This is a genomic window from Paractinoplanes polyasparticus (genome assembly GCF_019710575.1).
Taxonomy (GTDB): domain Bacteria; phylum Actinomycetota; class Actinomycetes; order Mycobacteriales; family Micromonosporaceae; genus Actinoplanes; species Actinoplanes polyasparticus.
Genome location: NZ_JAHWFK010000002.1, coordinates 1 through 17,787 on the forward strand (window position 1 = coordinate 1; position 17,787 = coordinate 17,787).

The following is a 17,787-nucleotide window of genomic DNA, read 5'->3' on the forward strand; positions in this document are numbered from 1 at the left end:
GCCGGTGAGGGCTCGGCCCGGGCGTCCCGTGCGGTCAGAAGCCGCGGGCCAGACGGTAGTACGCCTGGTTCCAGCGGACCTCCTTGGCGAACTGCCGGATCGACGTGGCGCCGTCGATCACCAGCAGCTCGGTGGACAGCATCTCGGCCAGGTCGGTCAGCTCCTCGGCGCCGACCGCGGACGACAGCACGGTGTGGTGCGGGCCGCCCGCGGTCAGCCAGGCCTCGGTGGAGGTGGCGAAGTCGGGTGCCGGCTTCCACACCGCGCGCGCGACCGGCAGCTTGGGCAGCGGGGACGACGGGGGCACGACCTCGATCTCGTTGGCCACCAGGCGGAAACGCTCGCCCATGTCGGTCAGGCCGACCACCACGGCCGGGCCGGGCGCGGCGTCGAAGACCATGCGCACCGGGTCCTCGCGGCCGCCGATCCCGAGCGGGTGGATCTCGAGGCGGGGCCGGGCGGCGGCGATGGAGGGGCAGACCTCGAGCATGTGGGCGCCCAGGATGCGCTCGTCGCCCGGGGTCAGGTCGTAGGTGTAGTCCTCCATGAAGGACGTGCCGCCGGGGGCCATCGCCTTCAGGGTGTGCAGCAGCACCGACGTCTTCCAGTCGCCCTCGCCGCCGAAGCCGTAGCCGTCGCCCATGAGGCGCTGCACGGCCAGGCCGGGCAGCTGGCGCAGGCCGCCCAGGTCCTCGAAGTTCGTGGTGAACGCCTGGAAGCCGCCGGCCTCGAGGAACACGCGCAGGCCGAGCTCGATCCGGGCCGCATAGCGCAGCGAGTCGTGCCGGTCGCCGCCGTCGCGCAGCTCGGGGGCGATCTCGTACAGGTCGGCGTACTCCCCCACCAGCTTGTCGATCTCGGTGTCGAGCACCTGGTCGACGACCTTCACGAGGTCGTTCACCCCGTACGTGTTGACCGAGACGCCGAAGCGCAGCTGCGCCTCGACCTTGTCGCCCTCGGTCACCGCCACATCGCGCATGTTGTCACCGAAACGCGCGAGTTTGAGCGTTCGCATGGCCGCCAGACCGCGCGCCGCGCGCACCCAGGTGGCAATTCGCTCGACAACGCGCGGATTGGTGACGTGTCCGGCCACCGTCTTGCGCGCGACGCCCAGCCGGGCCTCGATGTAGCCGAACTCGCGGTCGCCGTGGGCGGCCTGGTTCAGGTTCATGAAGTCCATGTCGATGGACGCCCACGGCAGCTCGACGTTGGCCTGGGTGTGCAGGTGCAGCAGCGGGGTGCGCAGCGCGTCGAGGCCGGCGATCCACATCTTGGCCGGGGAGAACGTGTGCATCCAGGTGATGACGCCGATGACGCCCGGCGCGGCGTTCGCCTCCTGCACCACGTCCAGGATGGCTGAGGCTGAGGTCAGCACCGGCTTCCAGACGACCTTGACGTCCAGCGACGACGCCAGGACGTCCGAGATCTGTCGCGACTGCGCAGCGACCTGATCAAGGGTCTCGGGGCCGTAGAGTCCCTGGCTTCCGGTCAGGAACCAGACCTCGTGCTCACTCATTGCTCTCCTCCATCAGGTGCTGGCCGTAGACGTTCTGGTACCGGTCGAAGAGCCGGTCCACGGCGGTTGCGGGCAGCCGGTCGATCGGACCGAGCTGACGAGCCAGGTGCATCGTGCGCGCGACGTCCTCGCACATGACGGCGGCCTTCACGGCGGCCTTGGCCGTGGGGCCGATCGTGAACGGGCCGTGCTGGCGCATCAGCACCGCCGGCGAGCGCGAGCCCCGCAGCGTCTCGACGATGCCGCGCCCGATGTCGTCGCTGCCGATCAGCGCGAACGGCCCGATCGGGATGTCCCCGCCGAACTCGTCGGCCATCGCCGTGAGCGAGCACGGGATCGGCTCGCCGAGGGCGGCCCAGGCGGTGGCGTACGGGCTGTGCGTGTGCACGACGCCGTTGACCTCGGGCATGTGGCGGTAGACGTACGCGTGCGAGGCCGTGTCGCTGGACGGGCTGTGCTCACCCTCGACCAGCGCGCCGTCGAGGTCGCACACCACCATCGACTCCGGCGTGAGCGAGTCGTACTCGACCCCTGACGGCTTGATCACCAGCAGGTCCTCGCCGGGCACCCGGGCCGAGACGTTGCCGGCCGTCCAGGTGACCAGCCCCCACCGCGTGAGATGAGCGTGCAGATCACAAACTTCCGCACGAATCTGAGCGATCGTCTGGGAGACGCGCATGACCGTCACTTCCCGCCCTCCTGAACGGCTGATTCGCTCACTCCTGCGCCGGTGGGCGGCGACGCGCGGAACGCCTCGTCGCGGATCGCGCGCAGCCGGTGCAGCACCTTGTTCTCGCCGCGGCCGAAGTAGTCGTGCAGCAGCGCGTACTCGGCGTAGAGCCGGTCGTAGACGGCGGCATCGGCCGGATTCGGCTGCCACACGTCCTTCTCGACGCGGCCCATGGCCTCGGCGGCCGTCGCGACGTCGGGGTAGGCGCCCGCGGCCACCGCCGCGTGGATCGCCGAGCCGAGCGCCGGCGCCTGCTCCGACGAGGCCACGCTGATCGGCCGTCGCAGCACATCGGCGTAGATCTGCATGACCAGCGGGTTCCGTTTGAGTCCCCCGGCCGCGACGAACTCGGTCACCGGAACGCCTGCGGCCTCGAACGTTTCAACGATCTTCCGCGTGCCGAAGGCCGTCGCCTCGATGAGCGCCTTGTAGATCTCGAACGGCCGGGTGGCCAGCGTCAGGCCCGCGATCAGACCCGAGAGGTGGTGGTCGACCAGCACCGACCGGTTGCCGCTCTGCCAGTCGAGCGCGATCAGGCCGTGCCCGCCCACCGGCTGCTCGCCCGCCTGCCGCGAGAGCAGGTCGTGCACGCTGACGCCGGCCGCGCGCGCCTCGTCGTGCACATAGGGCGGCACGCCGTTGTCCACGAACCAGCCGAAGATGTCCCCGACGCCGCTCTGCCCCGCCTCGTAGCCGTACAGCCCCGCGAGAATGCCGCCGTCCACCACCCCGCAGATGCCCGGCACGGCCGCCCGCTCCGACGAGTTCATGACGTGACAGGTCGACGTGCCCATCACGAGCAGCATCTGCCCGGGCGCGACGGCGCGGGCGGCCGGCGAGGTCACGTGGGCGTCCACGTTGCCGACCGCGACCGCGATTCCCTCGGGCAGCCCGGTCCATTGCGCCGCCTCGGCCGTCAGCCCGCCCGCGCGCTCGCCCAGCGCCGAGATCGGGTGGGCGAGGCGGGTGTCGGCGAAGTCGGCGAACTCGGGGTTGAGCTCGGCCAGGAAGTCCCGGGCGGGATACGTACCGTCCTGATAGATGCCCTTGTAACCGGCCGTGCAGGCGTTGCGGGTCTCCTGCCCGCTGAGCTGCCAGATGATCCAGTCGGCCGCCTCGATCCAGCGCTCGGTGCGCGCGTAGACCTCGGGGTCCTCCTCGAGCAGCTGCAGCGCTTTCGCGAACTGCCACTCGGACGAGATCTTGCCGCCGTAGCGGTCGATCCACGGCTCGCCGCGGCGGTGCGCCAGCTGGTTGATGCGATCGGCCTGCGGTTGCGCCGCATGGTGCTTCCACAGTTTCGCGTACGCGTGTGGTCGTGCCTTGAAGGTGTCGAGCGCGGACAGCGGGGTGCCGTCGGCCAGCGTGGGCAGCACCGTACACGCCGTGAAGTCGGTCGCGATCCCGATGACGTCGGCCGGGTCGATGCCCGCCGCCGCGACCGCCTGCGGAACGGCTGTCCGCAACACCTCGACGTAGTCCGCGGGGTCCTGCAGCGCCCAGTCGGGCCGCAGTCGTTCCCCGGTGGCCGGCAGGGTCCGCTCGATCACGCCGTGCGCGTATTCGTGCACGGCCGCGCCGACCTCTTCACCGTCGCTGACCCGGACGACGACGGCGCGCCCGGACAGCGTGCCGAAGTCGACCCCAATGGTGTAGCCGGACATGTTCACTTGGCCTTTCTGGTGACGAGCCGCTGCAGGACGATGAACGCGAAGAGCAGGATCCCGACGACGATCCGCGTCCACCACGAGTTGAGGTCGCCCTGGAACGTGATGATCGTCTGGATGAGGCCGAGCACCAGCACGCCGAGCACCGTGCCCAGCACGTATCCCGAGCCACCGGTCAGCAGCACCCCGCCGATGACCACGGCGGCGATCGCGTCGAGCTCGAGTCCCTGGCCGTGCAGGCTGTAGCCCGACGACGTGTAGAAGCTGTAGAGCACGCCGCCCAGCGAGGCGCAGAATCCGCTCAGCGTGTAGACCGCGATGCGCGTGCGCCCGACCGGCAGGCCCATCAACAGCGCCGAGTCGGCGTTGCCGCCGATCGCGTACACGTTGCGCCCGAACCGCGTCCAGGCCAGGACGAGCGCCGCGATCAGGACGACGATCGCCGCGATCACCACGTTGAGCGAGATGAACACGCCGTCGTCGAAACGGAACCTCTTCTGGGCTATCTGGGTCCAGAAGTCGTTCGTGATCGGGATCGAGTTACGGTCGATGAGCAGGGCCAGGCCGCGGGCCAGGAACATGCCGGCCAGCGTGGCGATGAACGGCTCCACCTTGAAGAAGTGGATGACCGCGCCCATGCCGAGGCCCATCACCGTGCCGATGAGCAGCACCAGCGGCAGGACGACCCCGGCCGGCCAGCCGGCGGTCAGCAGGGTGGCCGCCACGGTGGTGGTCAGGGCGATCACGGCGCCGACGGACAGGTCGATGCCGCCGGTGAGGATCACGAACGTCATGCCGACGGCCACGACCAGCAGGAACGCGTTGTCGACGAAGATGTTCAGGAAGACCTGGGTGTCGCCGAAGCTCTCGTAGTTGTAGACGCCGATCGAGTACATGACGATCAGCAGGGCCAGGGTGGCCAGCACCGGGATGTGCTTGGTGTTGGGCCGGTAGACCCGTCGCCCGCCGAGGATCGAGCGGTTCTTCTGGGGCGTGGGTGGGGTGCTCACGTCGATCACGCCGGAACCTCCGCTCTCCTGGTGCCGAATCTGCCGAAGACCTTGGCGCGGAACGTGGCCGACTGGGCCAGGCAGAGCACGATCACGACGACGGCCTTGAACAGCAGCGTCGTCTCGACCGGCACGCCCACGCTGACCGCGGTGATGTCGAGGGTGGTGATGATGACCGCGCCGAGCACGCTGCCCGCGATCGAGAACCGGCCGCCGGTCAGAGCGGTGCCGCCCAGAACGACCGCCAGAATCGCGTTGAGCTCGATCAGGTTGCCGGCCGCGTTGCTGTCCGCGCTGGACACGTCCGAGCTGTAGATGAGGCCCGCGACGCCGGCGAAGGCGGCCGCGAACACGTACACCATGATCGTGATGCGACGGGACCGGATGCCGGCCAGCCGGCTTGCGGTCGGGCTGCCGCCGACCGATTCCAGGAGCAACCCCAGTGCCGTACGCCGGGTGAGCGCGACGGTCAAGGCAACCGCAGCCGCGGCGATGAGGAACGACACCGGCACGGCCAGGAAGTAGCCGGCGCCGATGACGCGGTAGGGCTCGGAGCGCACGTTGAGGATCTGCCCGCCGGTGATCAGCTGGGCCACGCCGCGGCCGGCCACCATGAGGATCAGCGTTGCGATGATCGGCTGGATGCCCAGCACGGCGACCAGGAATCCGTTCCACAGCCCGAAGACCAGGCACAACGCGATCGCCGCGCCGACCACGAGCAGCACCGGGCCGACCGCGTCGGGGTTGCTCAGGTCGCCGATCAGCAGACAGGCCAGCGCGCCCGAGATGGCCATGACCGAGCCCACCGACAGGTCGATGCCGCCGGTCGCGATCACCAGCGTCATGCCCAGCGCGACCAGGACGAGCGGGGCGCTGCGGCGCAAGATGTCGATGAGCGAGCCGTACAGGTGCCCGTCCTGCAGGGTGATCGTGAAGAAGTTGTTCGAGAAGATCAGGTTGCTGGCCAGCAGGACCACCAGGACGGCGGCCGGCCAGAACAGGCGATGTCTGAGAAGAGTGGTCATGTCGTGGCTCCGCCGGCGATGGTCTGCATGATGCGGTCGGCGTCGACGTCGTCGCCGTTCTCGAGCTCCTCGACGAGCCGCCGGTCGCGCAGCACCTCGATCTTGTGGCTGAGCCGGAGGACCTCCTCGAGCTCGGCGCTGACGAACAGGACGGCCATGCCGCCGTCGGCCAGCTGGGCCACCAGCCGCTGGATCTCGGCCTTGGCCCCGACGTCGATACCGCGGGTGGGCTCGTCGATGATCAGCAACCGGGGCTCGGTGATCAGCCAGCGGGCCAGCAGCACCTTCTGCTGGTTGCCGCCGGACAGGTCGCGCACGAGGCGTTCCGGGTCGGCCGGGCGGATCTGCAGCGCCTTGATGTACTGCTCGACCAGCTCGTCCTGCTTGCGGCGCGGGATGGGCCGGGTCCAGCCGCGGGCGGCCTGCATGGCCAGGATCATGTTTTCCCGTACGGTCAATTCGCCGATGATGCCCTCGGTGCGCCGGTTCTCGGACGAGAAGGCGATGCCCTCGGCCATGGCGTCGCGGGGCGCCTTGACGGCGTGCGGCCGGCCGTCGATGAGCAGTTCGCCGTGATCGGGGCGATCAGCTCCGAACAACAAACGCGCAAGTTCTGTTCGTCCTGACCCGAGAAGTCCGGCCAGACCGACAACTTCGCCGGCGTGGATGGTCAGACTGAAGGGCGCGATCGCACCCGTGCGGCCGAGTTCGCGCGCTTCGACGATCGGGGTGCCGCGCTCGGCCACCGTCGTCTCGCGGGCGTGCTCCTCGATCTGCTCGAGCGCCTCGAGCTCCTTGCCGATCATCTTGCTCACCAGCTGCATCTGGGGCAGCTCGTCCGTACGGAACTCGCCGATCAGCCGGCCGTTGCGCAGCACGGTCATCCGGTCGGCGACCTCGTAGACCTGATCGAGGAAGTGGCTGACGAACAGGATGGCGACGCCGTCCGCCTTGAGCCGCCGCATGATCGTGAACAACTGCTCGACCTCGGACGCGTCCAGACTGGAGGTGGGCTCGTCGAGGATGAGCACTTTGGTCGTTCCGATGTCGGTGGCCCGCGCGATCGCCACCATCTGCTGGATGGCGAGCGAATAGCTGTCGAGCTGAGCGGTGACATCGATGTCCAGGTCGAGCCGGGCCAGGCTCGCCCGTGCGCGTCTGCGCATTTCCGGCCAGTGGATGCGGCCGAACTTGCGCGGTTCCCGGCCGATGAAGATGTTCTCGGCCACCGACAGGTTGGGGCAGAGGTTGACCTCCTGGTAGACGGTGCTGATGCCGGCCTGCTGCGCCTGCAGCGGCCCGGTGAACCGCACCTTCTGCCCGGCCAGCTCGATCTCGCCCCCGTCGATGTCGTACACGCCGGTCAGCACCTTGATCAGCGTCGACTTGCCGGCGCCGTTCTCGCCCATCAGCGCGTGGATCTCGCCGGGCAACAGCCGGAAGTCGACGTCGTCGAGGGCGACGACGCCGGGGAAGACTTTCTTGATGCCGGTCATCTTCAATTGCTCGGCCATATGGGCTCCGTTCAGCGATGGGCCGCCCCTCCGGGCGGCCCATCGGCCGGTGACTCAGTACTTACGGGACGGGAGAGCTTCCTTGGCCTGCTCCGGGGTGAACGTCGTCTCCTCGGTGAGCACGCGCTGCGGGATGGTCTCGCCGGCCTTCGCCTTCTTGACCAGGTCCATCAGCTGTGGCCCGAGCAGCGGGCTGCACTCGACGATGAAGTTGATCTTGCCGTCGGCCAGGGCCGTCATGCCGTCCTTGACCGCGTCGACCGTGATGATCTTGATATCGGTGCCGGGCTTCTTGCCGGCCGCCTCGATCGCCTCGATGGCGCCCAGGCCCATGTCGTCATTGTGCGCGTAAAGAACGTCGATGTCGGGCTGCGACTTGAGGAAGGTCTCCATCACGGCCTTGCCGTCGGTCCGCGTGAACTGACCGGTCTGCGAGGCGACCACCTTGAACTTGGGCTCGCTCTTGATGACGTCGGCGAAGCCGGACTTGCGGTCGTTGGCCGGAGCGGCGCCCGGCGAGCCCTGCAGCTCGACGATGTTGACCGTGTCGCTCTTGCCCTCGTACTCCTTGACCAGCCACTCGCCGGCCTTCTTGCCCTCCTCGACGAAGTCCGAGCCGATGAAGGTCTTGTAGAGCGTGGTGTCCGGGTCGTCGATCGCGCGGTCGGTCAGGATCACCGGGATGTTGGCGTCCTTGGCCTCCTTGAGCACGGTGCCCCAGCCGCTCTCGACCACCGGCGAGAAGGCGATGACGTCGACCCGCTGGGTGATGAAGTTGCGGATCGCCTTGATCTGGTTCTCCTGCTTACCCTGGGCGTCGGAGAACTTGAGGTCGATGCCGGACGAGGCGGCCGACTCCTGGATCGACTTGGTGTTGGCCGTACGCCAGCCGCTCTCGGCGCCGACCTGCGAGAAGCCGAGCGTGATCTTGTCGTCGCCGCCGCCCGAGCTGCCGGAACCGGAGCCGGCATCGCTGTCGCCGCCGCAGCCCGCGACCGCCGAAGCGAGCAGGAGCCCGCCGGCCACCGCGATGGAAAGTCTCTTGAGCACTGAATCCTCCTGATGTGAAGGCGCGCGTGTTAACGTTCACAGAGCTGAGTTCCGGCGCCGCGCGGGGATGACGGGCGACCGGCGGATGGGGTATGTCGTTGCGGCGAGTCGCTGTGGCGTCACCCTCAGGACTCGCGTTCCGGAAGTGTTACCGTTCTCATCTCGCGAGTCAAGCCTTCAACACCGGTTTGTTACCGACTCATTGCCGAATCGCACAAGGTGCTGGAAGACGTGTCCGGGATAGATGGACACAGCTCCCCTCAGCCTTACACTGTGCGCGCTCACATCGGGCATTGTCACCGCGGACTCGGGGGTACCTTTGGCATCCAGAAAGCCCGCCACCGACGGCGTCCCCGCCGCGACGAGCCGGCCCCGCCTGACCGTCATGCGCGACGTCGCCAAGCTCGCCGGCGTCTCGCACCAGACCGTGTCGCGGGTGCTGAACAACCACCCCAACGTGCGCGACGCGACCCGCCAGCGCGTGCTCGACGCCATGCGCTCGCTCAACTACCGCCGCAACCTGGCCGCCCGCACCCTGGTCACCCGCCAGTCCGGCACGCTGGGCATCATCGGCTTCGAGACCACGCTGTTCGGTCCCGCTTCCATGCTGTACGGAATAGAGAGCGCCGCCCGGGATGCCGGCTACCTGGTGAGCATCGCGTCCGTGCGCGACCTCGACCGGCGCCAGGTGCTCGAGGCGGTGGACCGGCTGACCCAGCACTCGGTGGACGGGGTCATCGCCATCGCGCCCAAACAGTCGGTGAACCAAGCCCTGGCCCAGGTTCCGCCATCGTTGCAGTGCGTGGCCGTCGGCGGCGCGGGCGAGTCGGACGCGGCGCCCACGGTCTCGATCGACAACGCGGCGGGCGCCCGCCTGGCCACGCAGCACCTGCTGGACCTGGGCCACGCCACGGTCCACCACGCGGCCGGACCGTCCGACTGGCCCGAATCGGCCGAACGCATCGACGGCTGGCGCAGCACCCTGTACGCGGCCGGGGCGGTTGTGCCGGCGGTGGAACACGGCTGGTGGGACGCGGAATCGGGCTACGCCCAAGGCAACGCGATGGCGAAGGACCCGAACGTGACCGCGATCTTCTGCTCCAACGACCGGATCGCGCTGGGTGTGCTCCGGGCGTTGCACGAGGCGGGCAAGCGGGTGCCGGAGGACGTCAGTGTGGTCGGCTTCGACGACATGCCCGACTCCGGCTTCTTCGTCCCCCCACTGACCACAGTCCACCAGGACTTCGCCGAACTGGGCCGGCGCAGCCTGGCTCTGCTGCTCGAACACATGACCGCCACCACCGCTGCCGACCCGCAGCCACCGCAGCGCGTCCTGCTCACCCCGCAGCTGGTGCTGCGCACCAGCAGCGGCCCGCCGCCCTCGCCAACCTCCCCCGCCCTGCCACCCTCCCCGGCCTCGCCGCCCGCGGCCTCCCCGCTCCCGGCCTCGCCCTCCCCCGCTTCGCCCGCCCCGGCTTCGCTGGCCTTGCCGCCCTCGTTGGCCGACCGCCCCTGAACGATCCTTTTATCAAGGTCTGGTCGGCTGGGAACGCTCCCGACGGGACTCTCCCGGTCCGCGCCGGCAGCGATGCTCTGTGATTTCTGCGGCGCGGCGTACCCGCACGTCACGGGCACGGGTGCGCACGGGATATCCTGCCCGCAACCAGTGGATGCGGGGTACGGGTGAGCGTGAAACGCGGACGGCCGCCGGGCATGATGGACGTCGCCCGGCTGGCGGGAGTGTCGCACCAGACCGTCTCCCGGGTGCTCAACGAGCATCCCAACGTCAGCGAGCCGACCCGGCTCAAGGTTCGGGCGGCGATCGCCGAGCTGGGTTACCGCCCCAACCGCACGGCGCGGGCTCTGGTCACCGGCACGTCGAAGGTGATCGGTGTGGTCGCGCCCAACACGGCGCTCTACGGCCCGGCCTCGATGCTGACCGCCTTCGAACAGGCGGCGCAGGACAGCGGCTTCGCGGTCAACGTCGGCAGTGTGCGCAGCCTCAACGAACGCTCGATCGCCGACGCGGTCGAACGGCACCTCGACCAGCGCGTCGCCGGCCTGGTGGTGATCGCCCCCGTGGCCAGCGCCGGCCCCGCCCTCGCCCGCCTGCCCGACGACATCCCGCTGGTCACGATCGACGGCGACCCCGAGCGGGCCAGCACCCTGGTCACGGTCGACCAGGTGGCGGGCGCCCGCGCCGCGACCGAGCACCTGCTGGCGGCCGGCCACTCCACGGTCTGGCACATCTCCGGCCCGGCCGACTGGTTCGACGCCGCGGGCCGGGTGCGCGGCTGGGAAGACGCGCTGCGCGCCGCCGGCGCCGAACAGCCGCCGCTGCTCACCGGCGACTGGAGCGCCGAGTCGGGCTACCGCAACGGCAAACTGCTGGCCCGCCTGCCCGAGGTGACAGCGGTCTTCACAGCGAACGATCACATAGCGCTGGGCCTGCTACGCGCCCTGAGCGAACACGGCCGCCGCGTCCCCGAAGAGATCAGCATCGTCGGCTTCGACGACGTCCCCCAGGCGGCCTATTACACCCCGCCACTGACCACCGTCCGCCCCGACTTCGACGCGGTCGCCACGGCCGGCGTGGAACTGCTGCTGGCCCAGATCGAGTCCGGCACCGCCGACCTGGCCGCCCGCCGCACGATAGCTCCCACCCTGGTAACGCGAGACAGCGTCGCACCTCCACCGCCCCGCTGACCCGGAGGCCTAATTTTCCCCGTGACCTGTTCCAACCGCTGCGTGATCTGTTAGCGTTAACAGGTCTCACTGCGGGTATTCCTAGGCCTGTGGCGCGGACATCGGAAGAGAGGACCCGGTCGGGGCCGTCAAGGGGAGGATGGCCCCGCTGGGTGCTTCTCCGGCCTGCTTTCGCCGCCGTTCCACTCTGGCCGGCGCACTGCACCATCACCATCCCGCGCCGGATCGCCGAACGTCGCCCGGCGTCAACAGTCAGCGCATACCGGCCGGATCTCGAAGACCGACCGGCGAAACGCCGTCGGTCGATCAGCGCGGGTCGTCGGGTGTCCTCATGCCGGCGGACTGGGCCAGCAGGCCGGCCTGGGTGCGGTTGGCGCAGCCGAGCTTGTCGAACAGGTGCGAAACGTAGCCCTTCACCGTCGCCTCGGACAGGAACAGGCGGCCGGCGATCTCGGCGTTGGACAGGCCGTCGCCGATCGCCGTCAGGACGTCGCGCTCGCGATCGGTCAGGTCGGTGACGCGGGCCCGAGCGGCTTCACGCTCCTCGTGGGCCGTCGCCGACGCTGCGACCAGCCCGTCCCTCGCCACCGGGGACAGAACGGCATGGCCCCGCGCCGCCACCCGGATCAGATCGAGCAACTCCCCCGGCGGCGTCGACTTGACCAGGTAGCCGGCCGCCCCGGCCCGGAGCGCGCGGATGACGAACCCGTCGGCGTCGAACGTGGTCAGCACCAGCACCACCGGTGGATCCACCAGCGCCCGGATGCGCTCGGTGGCCGCGAGCCCGTCGACCCCCGGCATCCGCAGATCCATGAGCACGAGATCGGGCCGTTCCCGCACGACGGCCTCGACCGCCTCGGCGCCGTCCGCCGCGGTAGCGACCACAACGACGTCGGGTGCGGCGGACAGAATCGTGCCGAGATGCCGGCACACCAGCGGCTCGTCGTCGACGATCACCACCCGCAGCCGGCTCACGACGTTCCCCGCTCGGCCGTGACCTTCACCGGCATCACCGTCTCGAGCCGGAAGCCACCCGCGCCGTCCGGCCCGACCACCAGCGTGCCGCCGATCGACTCGACGCGTTCGCGCAGCCCGGCCAATCCGGCGCCGTTCCCCCGAGCCGATCGCGACGAGCGCCCGGCGCCATTGTGGACGATGATGCGGACGTGCTCGGGGAGGTATTCCGCGTCGACCCGCACCGGCGCCCCGCCGGCGTGCTTGCGGGCGTTGGTCAGGGCCTCGCGCACCACGCGGTAGGCCGTGCGGCCGGTGACCCGGGACAGCACCGACGGCTCGCCCGCGGTGACCAGCTCGACCTCTTGCCCGGCCCGGCCGGCCTCGTCGACCAGGTGCGCCAGCGGGGGCACCGGCGCCTCGTCGAGCGGCGTCTCGGCGGACCGGCCACCCCGCCCGAGCACGCCGACCAGTTCCCGCAGCTCGTCGAGAGCCAGGGCGCCGTTGGCGCGCAGGTCTTCCGCGGCCTCGCGGGTGTCGTCGTCGGGCGCCCGTACCGACAGCGCGCCGGCCTGCAAGGTCATCAGCGTGACCCGGTGGGCGACCAGGTCGTGCAGCTCGGTGGCCAAGCGGGCGCGTTCCTCGGCCCTCGCCCGCTCGGCGCGCCACCACTGTTCGCGTTCAGCCCGTTCGGCCCGCTCGCCGAGCAGCGCCATCTTGCGGCGGCGGGCCGCCAGATAGAGCGCGAACAGGGGCGCGACCGCGCTGTGCAACAGGCCGTTGACGACGAAGCTGGTCGTCGGATCCCACGGCCGCACGCTGACCAGGGTCAGCAGGCCGATCAGAGCCCAGACGGCAGCCGACCAGACCGGCGGCACGCCGCGCTCGGTGATGTTCTCGATCACTACCGACAGGGCGAGCGGGATCCAGGCGCTCACCGAGAGCAGGGCCTCGCCCACCGTCAGCGGGGCGGCGAACGCCAGCAGCGTCTGCACGATCGCGGAGAGCACGATCGTCAGCGCCGCGCCCGCCGGCCGGTGACGCCGGACCAGGACGACCGCCGAGGTCACGACCTGAAGGGCGACGAACACCCACGCGTACGAGAGATCGGCCTGCGAACCGGCGACGAGAGCGGTGAGCACGCCGCCGAGCACCGCTGCCGCGACGAGCACGGTCAGCAGCACCCCGTCGATGAGACCGTCACGCCGCTTCATGGGCCCGACGCTACCGGGGTCGGCGGGAGGGCGGACCCTACCAAAGTAGGGGCTCGGCACGTACTTTCTCCGCTGCCGCCGACGGACCGCCTTCGGGCTGAATGGGAGCCGACAACGACGAAGGGAGAAGGTCATGACGACGATGACGAGGCGAGGGCTGCTGGGCGCCGCCGCGGGCGCCGCGGCAGTGATCGCCACCCCGGCCGTGGCGCCCGCCGAGGGCCGGCGCGGCCGCGCGGTCACCACGTTCGTGCTGGTCACCGGCGCGAACGGCGCGTCGAGCGGCGATGCCGAGCTCACGTTGCGCGGCCATCGCACGGTCGGCGTCGAGTTGCCCGGCCACGGCGCCGCCGCCGGCCAGTTCCGCCGTTCCTACCAGGCTCCGCAAGACCTGGCCGCACTGGCCACCGAGCGATCCCCCATGGCCGGCATCACCCTGGACGACTACGTCGCGGCCACGGTGGCCGTGGTGCGCCGGGCCGCCCGGCTCGGCCCGGTGATCCTGTGGGGTGGCAGCATGGGCGGCGCCACGGTCAGCCGGGTCGCCAACGAGGTGCCGAGGCTGATCAGCCGGCTGGTCTACAGCTCCGCCTTCTGCTGCGTCGACCTGCCGGCGATCGGCGACTACCTGCAGACCCCCGAGGCCGCCGGCACCCTGATCCTCGAGCTGGGCGGCGCGTCGCTCGCCGACCCGGCCGTGATCGGCGCGACGCGCACGAACTTCCGCACGAACGACGCCACCGTTCTCGCGAAGATGAAGGAGGCGCTCTGTGCCGACGCCACCGAGGCCGAGTTCATGGCGATGCTCAACGCCTCCCAGCCCGACGAGTCGACCCAGGTTCCGCTGGCCGACGCGCGCGGCCACAAAGACACGTGGGGCACCATCCCGCGCACCTACATCCGGCATACCCGCGACCGTATGATCCCGCTGCCGCTGCAAGACAGGATGATCGCCGAGGCCGACCGGCTCACTCCGCACAACCGGTTCGACGTGCGCTCGGTCGCCACGTCTCACGCGGCCGACGGCGCGGGCTGGGCCGCCTCGGTCGAGATCCTCGACGAGCTGGCCCGTCGATGACCCGCCGCTCAGACGACGACGGGGCTGCGGCGCTCGAGGAAGACGACGTCTCGCCAGCGGTTGTCCTGAGCCGCGTGGCGGCCGACCCGCTCCCGGATGCCGACCGTGCGGAAGCCGCAGGACCGGTGCAGTGCGAGGCTGGCCTCGTTCTCGGGAAAGACGCCGGACTGGATGGTCCAGATGCCGGCCGCCTCGGTCGAACGGATCAGCGCCGCCAGCAGGGCGCGGCCCACGCCACGCCCCTGGGCGGCGGGGTGGACATAGAGGGAGTGCTCGACGACGCCGGCATAGACGGGCCGCGACGACACCGGGGTGACGGCCACCCACCCCAGCACCGCGCCGTCCACGCCGGCCGCGATGTGCCGGTGGTCGGCGAGCCGGCCCGCGTCGAAGGTCTCCCACGACGGCGCCACGGTCTCGAAGCTGGCGTTCCCGCCCTCGAGCCCGGCCTGATAGAGCGCCAGCACGGTCGGCCCGTCCGTCGCCAGCATGGGCCGGATGGTCAGGTCGCGAGTCATGGGGGTGCTGTCCATTTCCCCACTCTGCCCCGTGCGGCGGCTCGATGTCGCGTCCGTGTTGCGCCGCTCTCAAAAGGCGGAGAGGTAGAGCTCCTCGAGGCCGGGCGACGCCGCTTCGCCGCTGTAGCCGCAGATCAGCACCGAGCCTTGCGAGGCGGCGACCAGGTAGTCCCGCCCGATCTCGAACCTGCCGCTGCCCAGCATCGTCTCGGAGACGTCGCCGGCCTGGGCGACCCGCACCTGGTCGGCGCCGGCGCCACGATAGACCTTGGTGACCCTCAGGGTGACGGTGGTGCCGTCGATGCCGGTCACCGTGCCGGCGAAGGCGAAGTCGGCGGCCTCGCGGAGCTGGCCGGCCGACGGCTCCACGCACTTGGCGGCGATGCCGGGGGCGGTCAGGTCGGTGACGGTGGGCGCGGCCGTCGGCGCTCCGGCTTCGTCCGCGGGTCGCAGCACCCACCAGCTGCCGAGGGCGGCGATCAGCACGAGGGCGGCGGCCAGGGTCAGCAGCGGAATGGTACGGCGCGGGGTGGTGGTCGTGGCGGTCATCGTGCTCTCCAGGAGTCGCGAGGTGTCGAGCGTCGGCAGGTCGGCTGCCGGGTCGGCTCGGCGCAGGCGGGCGCGCAGGTCGTCGTCGTCCGTCATGGCCGGCTCCCCTCTGTCGACTCCTCATGTCCGGCGGTGGCGCCCGCCTTTCGCAACTCGTCACGCAATCTCTGCCTGGCCCGGTGCAGCCGAATGCTCGCCGCGTTGGCGCTGACGCCGAGCACGACGGCGATCTCCGAGGGACTCAGCTCCTCCCAGGCCCACAGGCGCAGCAGTTCGGCGTCCTCGGCCCGCAACGACCCCATCGCCGTCGTCAGGTCGTGGTCCGGCAGGTCGGGCGCGGCTGAGACGGCGGCCGGCCGGTCGAGGCGCCAGATCCGGGCGAGCAGCCGCCCCTGCCGGCGCCGGGAACGCTCGGCGTTGGCGAGGCAGTTGCGGGCCACGCCGTACGCCCAGGGCACGACCGCCTCGGCCGGCATCTCGTCGAAGCGGCGCCAGCAGACCAGCAGCGTCTCCTGCAGCACGTCGTCGGCGGTCGCCGGATCGGTGCGGCGGGCCAGGAAGCGACGTACCGCGTCGATCACCGCGGGCGCCGCCGCCTCGAACCGCAGCCGGCGGTCATCGGAGTTCACGGGGTCCACGCAGGCTTATGTCCGCCCGCGGCGCGATCTTTCATCGCCAGGAGCGCAGGACCCACTTGCGGACAAGCGGCGGCACCACCCACGAATAGACGCAGAACGCCAGCCAGACGAAGCCCAGCAGACCACCCAGCACGGGCAGTCCGATCGCGCGCAGGCCGATGATCAGGGTCACCGCGACCAGCCAGGTCTTCAGTGCGCCGAACCGCAGAATGGGGCGCAGCGGTCGCATGAGCGGGTGACGGGCCACGCGCAGCTCCATCGCGGACTCGGCGAAGACCTGCTCGGTGGGTCGGGCCGCGGCGGCCTGGCGAAAGCCCTCATAGGCGGCATCGACGTGACCGCGGGCCGCGCTCGTGCCGCCCAGCAGCGCGTGGGCGACCGGATTGTCCGGGTGGGCGCCGACGAACTCGCGACTGATCCGCTGAGCCTCCCGGTCGTCGCCACGCGCGTGCGCCAGCTGGATCCGGGTCGCGTAGACCACCGGCGCCTGCGGCGCGCGGGCGGCGGCCAGATCCACCAGCTTGCCCGCCTTCTCGAGCTGGCCGTCACCCGCACACAGGTCCGCGTACGCGCACAGCAGGTCGACATCGTTCGGCGCGAGCGCCAGGCCGTCGAGGAAGGCACGCTCCGCCTGCTGGTCACGCCTCGCCTCATGCTCGGCCCGGCCCAGCCAGAGCAGCAGGTCGGGGTCGGGCCCGTTGGCGGCCAGGGCGGCTCGGGCGGCGTCGCCCACCTCGGTCCAGCGGTCGAGCTGGCTGAGCGCGGCGCACCGCAACTGCATCGCGTACGAGCCCGTGACCTCGTTGGCCGGCAGCATCGACAACTGAGTGAGCGCCTGCTCGGGACGCCCGGTCGCCAGCAGCGCCTGCGCGTGGTGCAACGTCGCGTTCATCGGGCGAGCACCACCGTCAGCGGCTCGGCCTCGAGCAGGGAGACGTTCATCGGACCAGCACCGCCAGCAGCAGGGCCTCGAGCAGGCCGCAGACGATCGCCGCGGCGAATCCGGGGCCGATCAGCCGGGCCGGCTCGCGACCGCGCAGGGTGGCGACCCGGAACGGGCGGCGCTGCAAGGCCAGCACGACCAGCCACACCAGCAGGCCGCACACGGTGCCGGCCAGCCGTACGGTGGAATTGCCGTCGGTGAAGGCGCCCACCGTGACCCGTGCGGCGAAACCGGCCAGGCCGGCGCCCGCGATGGCGAGCAGCTGCCCGGTCGGCAGGGCGAGACGGTGGCCGTTGAGCAAGCCGAGCGTGGCCGCGGCGAGGGGACCACCGAAGAAGGCGGGATAGACGATGGATTCGGGCCGCCACGGCGGTTTGCCCGGCGCCGGCTGGTCGCGGATCGTCGGGCGGAACAGGTCGTCCTGCATGCGCTTTCCCCGCTCTCGTTCGCCCGGCGCCGGTCCGGGCGCGCGAGCCAGCTTATCGGGGCGCGACACGTCGGCCGTCGGCCGGAGCCGCCCTCGGGTCTGTCTCGTGGCTGGGGCGGGAGCGAGGCGCGGTCCAGCCACGAAACAGACCCTAGCTTGAGTTTTAACGTGTGGCTGGGGGTATCGACCCCGGTTGATCATGAGGACAGCCCTTGATCGATCATTTCTTCTTGTCTAGGGAAGAAAAA

17 protein-coding genes are annotated in these 17,787 nt (G+C 70.5%); 3 read left to right on the forward strand and 14 right to left on the reverse strand.

Annotated elements, in window-relative coordinates:
- Positions 1–34: 34 nt before the first annotated feature.
- From araA to KXC43_RS05185, 7 genes are read right to left on the reverse strand one after another with little or no spacing between them, the layout of a single operon-like run.
- Entirely contained in the window at positions 35–1,516 is a 1,482-nt protein-coding gene (araA, locus tag KXC43_RS05155) for an L-arabinose isomerase (protein WP_221374772.1), read from the reverse strand.
- The gene (locus KXC43_RS05160; RefSeq protein WP_221374773.1) at positions 1,509–2,195 is read right to left on the reverse strand and encodes an L-ribulose-5-phosphate 4-epimerase; all 687 of its coding nucleotides are present in this window, start codon (positions 2,193–2,195) and stop codon (positions 1,509–1,511) included. The genes araA and KXC43_RS05160 overlap by 8 nt, the downstream gene beginning before the upstream one ends.
- Before the next feature lie 5 nt (positions 2,196–2,200).
- Positions 2,201–3,910, reverse strand: a complete 1,710-nt coding sequence (gene araB / locus KXC43_RS05165; RefSeq protein WP_221374783.1) for a ribulokinase — start codon at positions 3,908–3,910, stop codon at positions 2,201–2,203.
- A gap of 2 nt (positions 3,911–3,912) precedes the next feature.
- Positions 3,913–4,932 (reverse strand): galactofuranose ABC transporter, permease protein YjfF, encoded by a 1,020-nt coding sequence (gene yjfF / locus KXC43_RS05170; protein ID WP_308128967.1) that lies wholly within the window; start codon positions 4,930–4,932, stop codon positions 3,913–3,915.
- Positions 4,929–5,948: an ABC transporter permease gene (locus KXC43_RS05175; protein WP_221374774.1), complete on the reverse strand. Its 1,020-nt coding sequence runs from the start codon at positions 5,946–5,948 to the stop codon at positions 4,929–4,931. The genes yjfF and KXC43_RS05175 overlap by 4 nt, the downstream gene beginning before the upstream one ends.
- Positions 5,945–7,462: a sugar ABC transporter ATP-binding protein gene (locus KXC43_RS05180; RefSeq protein WP_221374775.1), complete on the reverse strand. Its 1,518-nt coding sequence runs from the start codon at positions 7,460–7,462 to the stop codon at positions 5,945–5,947. Before KXC43_RS05180 ends, KXC43_RS05175 begins: the two co-directional genes overlap by 4 nt.
- A gap of 54 nt (positions 7,463–7,516) precedes the next feature.
- On the reverse strand, positions 7,517–8,512 hold the full coding sequence (locus KXC43_RS05185; RefSeq protein WP_221374776.1) for an ABC transporter substrate-binding protein: 996 nt from the start codon (positions 8,510–8,512) through the stop codon (positions 7,517–7,519).
- Between the two features lie 385 nt (positions 8,513–8,897).
- On the opposite strand from KXC43_RS05185, the gene KXC43_RS05190 reads away from it, so the two are divergent.
- Both KXC43_RS05190 and KXC43_RS05195 read left to right on the forward strand, forming a co-directional pair.
- Positions 8,898–10,028 carry a LacI family DNA-binding transcriptional regulator gene (locus KXC43_RS05190; protein WP_221374785.1) on the forward strand — a complete coding sequence of 377 codons (1,131 nt, stop codon included), beginning with the start codon at positions 8,898–8,900 and terminating at the stop codon, positions 10,026–10,028.
- A 197-nt stretch (positions 10,029–10,225) separates the two neighbouring features.
- Positions 10,226–11,218: a LacI family DNA-binding transcriptional regulator gene (locus KXC43_RS05195; protein WP_221374786.1), complete on the forward strand. Its 993-nt coding sequence runs from the start codon at positions 10,226–10,228 to the stop codon at positions 11,216–11,218.
- A gap of 306 nt (positions 11,219–11,524) precedes the next feature.
- Here the strand turns inward: KXC43_RS05195 and KXC43_RS05200 are convergent, their stop codons facing one another.
- Together KXC43_RS05200 and KXC43_RS05205 are read right to left on the reverse strand one after the other, a co-directional pair.
- The gene (locus tag KXC43_RS05200) at positions 11,525–12,193 is read right to left on the reverse strand and encodes a response regulator (protein WP_221374777.1); all 669 of its coding nucleotides are present in this window, start codon (positions 12,191–12,193) and stop codon (positions 11,525–11,527) included.
- Complete coding sequence (locus tag KXC43_RS05205) at positions 12,190–13,386, reverse strand: sensor histidine kinase (protein ID WP_221374778.1); 1,197 nt, start codon at positions 13,384–13,386, stop codon at positions 12,190–12,192. The genes KXC43_RS05200 and KXC43_RS05205 overlap by 4 nt, the downstream gene beginning before the upstream one ends.
- 133 nt (positions 13,387–13,519) lie before the next feature.
- Between KXC43_RS05205 and KXC43_RS05210 the strand changes: the two genes are divergently transcribed.
- Positions 13,520–14,464 (forward strand): alpha/beta hydrolase, encoded by a 945-nt coding sequence (locus tag KXC43_RS05210; RefSeq protein ID WP_255643558.1) that lies wholly within the window; start codon positions 13,520–13,522, stop codon positions 14,462–14,464.
- 8 nt (positions 14,465–14,472) lie between these two features.
- Here KXC43_RS05210 and KXC43_RS05215 read toward each other — a convergent pair whose 3' ends face one another.
- Genes KXC43_RS05215 through KXC43_RS05235 form a run of 5 tightly spaced genes read right to left on the reverse strand, consistent with a single transcriptional unit; the run spans position 14,473 to position 17,539 of the window.
- Positions 14,473–14,997: a GNAT family N-acetyltransferase gene (locus KXC43_RS05215; protein WP_255643559.1), complete on the reverse strand. Its 525-nt coding sequence runs from the start codon at positions 14,995–14,997 to the stop codon at positions 14,473–14,475.
- Between the two features lie 54 nt (positions 14,998–15,051).
- Complete coding sequence (locus KXC43_RS05220) at positions 15,052–15,627, reverse strand: hypothetical protein (protein WP_221374779.1); 576 nt, start codon at positions 15,625–15,627, stop codon at positions 15,052–15,054.
- Positions 15,624–16,160 carry an RNA polymerase sigma factor gene (locus KXC43_RS05225; protein WP_221374780.1) on the reverse strand — a complete coding sequence of 179 codons (537 nt, stop codon included), beginning with the start codon at positions 16,158–16,160 and terminating at the stop codon, positions 15,624–15,626. The genes KXC43_RS05220 and KXC43_RS05225 overlap by 4 nt, the downstream gene beginning before the upstream one ends.
- 40 nt (positions 16,161–16,200) lie before the next feature.
- A complete protein-coding gene (locus tag KXC43_RS05230) occupies positions 16,201–17,061 on the reverse strand; it encodes a tetratricopeptide repeat protein (protein WP_221374781.1) in 861 nt (286 codons plus the stop codon).
- A gap of 46 nt (positions 17,062–17,107) precedes the next feature.
- Complete coding sequence (locus KXC43_RS05235; protein WP_221374782.1) at positions 17,108–17,539, reverse strand: hypothetical protein; 432 nt, start codon at positions 17,537–17,539, stop codon at positions 17,108–17,110.
- Positions 17,540–17,787 lie beyond the last annotated feature (248 nt).

Coding starts and splice junctions, on each gene's coding strand:
- araA (WP_221374772.1), bottom strand. CDS start 1,516: ATGAGTGAGCACGAGGTCTGGTTCCTGACCGGAAGCCAGGGACTCTAC.
- KXC43_RS05160 (WP_221374773.1), bottom strand. CDS start 2,195: ATGCGCGTCTCCCAGACGATCGCTCAGATTCGTGCGGAAGTTTGTGAT.
- araB (WP_221374783.1), bottom strand. CDS start 3,910: ATGTCCGGCTACACCATTGGGGTCGACTTCGGCACGCTGTCCGGGCGC.
- KXC43_RS05175 (WP_221374774.1), bottom strand. CDS start 5,948: ATGACCACTCTTCTCAGACATCGCCTGTTCTGGCCGGCCGCCGTCCTG.
- KXC43_RS05180 (WP_221374775.1), bottom strand. CDS start 7,462: ATGGCCGAGCAATTGAAGATGACCGGCATCAAGAAAGTCTTCCCCGGC.
- KXC43_RS05190 (WP_221374785.1), top strand. CDS start 8,898: ATGCGCGACGTCGCCAAGCTCGCCGGCGTCTCGCACCAGACCGTGTCG.
- KXC43_RS05195 (WP_221374786.1), top strand. CDS start 10,226: ATGATGGACGTCGCCCGGCTGGCGGGAGTGTCGCACCAGACCGTCTCC.
- KXC43_RS05205 (WP_221374778.1), bottom strand. CDS start 13,386: ATGAAGCGGCGTGACGGTCTCATCGACGGGGTGCTGCTGACCGTGCTC.
- KXC43_RS05210 (WP_255643558.1), top strand. CDS start 13,520: ATGACGACGATGACGAGGCGAGGGCTGCTGGGCGCCGCCGCGGGCGCC.
- KXC43_RS05215 (WP_255643559.1), bottom strand. CDS start 14,997: ATGGACAGCACCCCCATGACTCGCGACCTGACCATCCGGCCCATGCTG.
- KXC43_RS05220 (WP_221374779.1), bottom strand. CDS start 15,627: ATGACGGACGACGACGACCTGCGCGCCCGCCTGCGCCGAGCCGACCCG.
- KXC43_RS05230 (WP_221374781.1), bottom strand. CDS start 17,061: ATGAACGCGACGTTGCACCACGCGCAGGCGCTGCTGGCGACCGGGCGT.
- KXC43_RS05235 (WP_221374782.1), bottom strand. CDS start 17,539: ATGCAGGACGACCTGTTCCGCCCGACGATCCGCGACCAGCCGGCGCCG.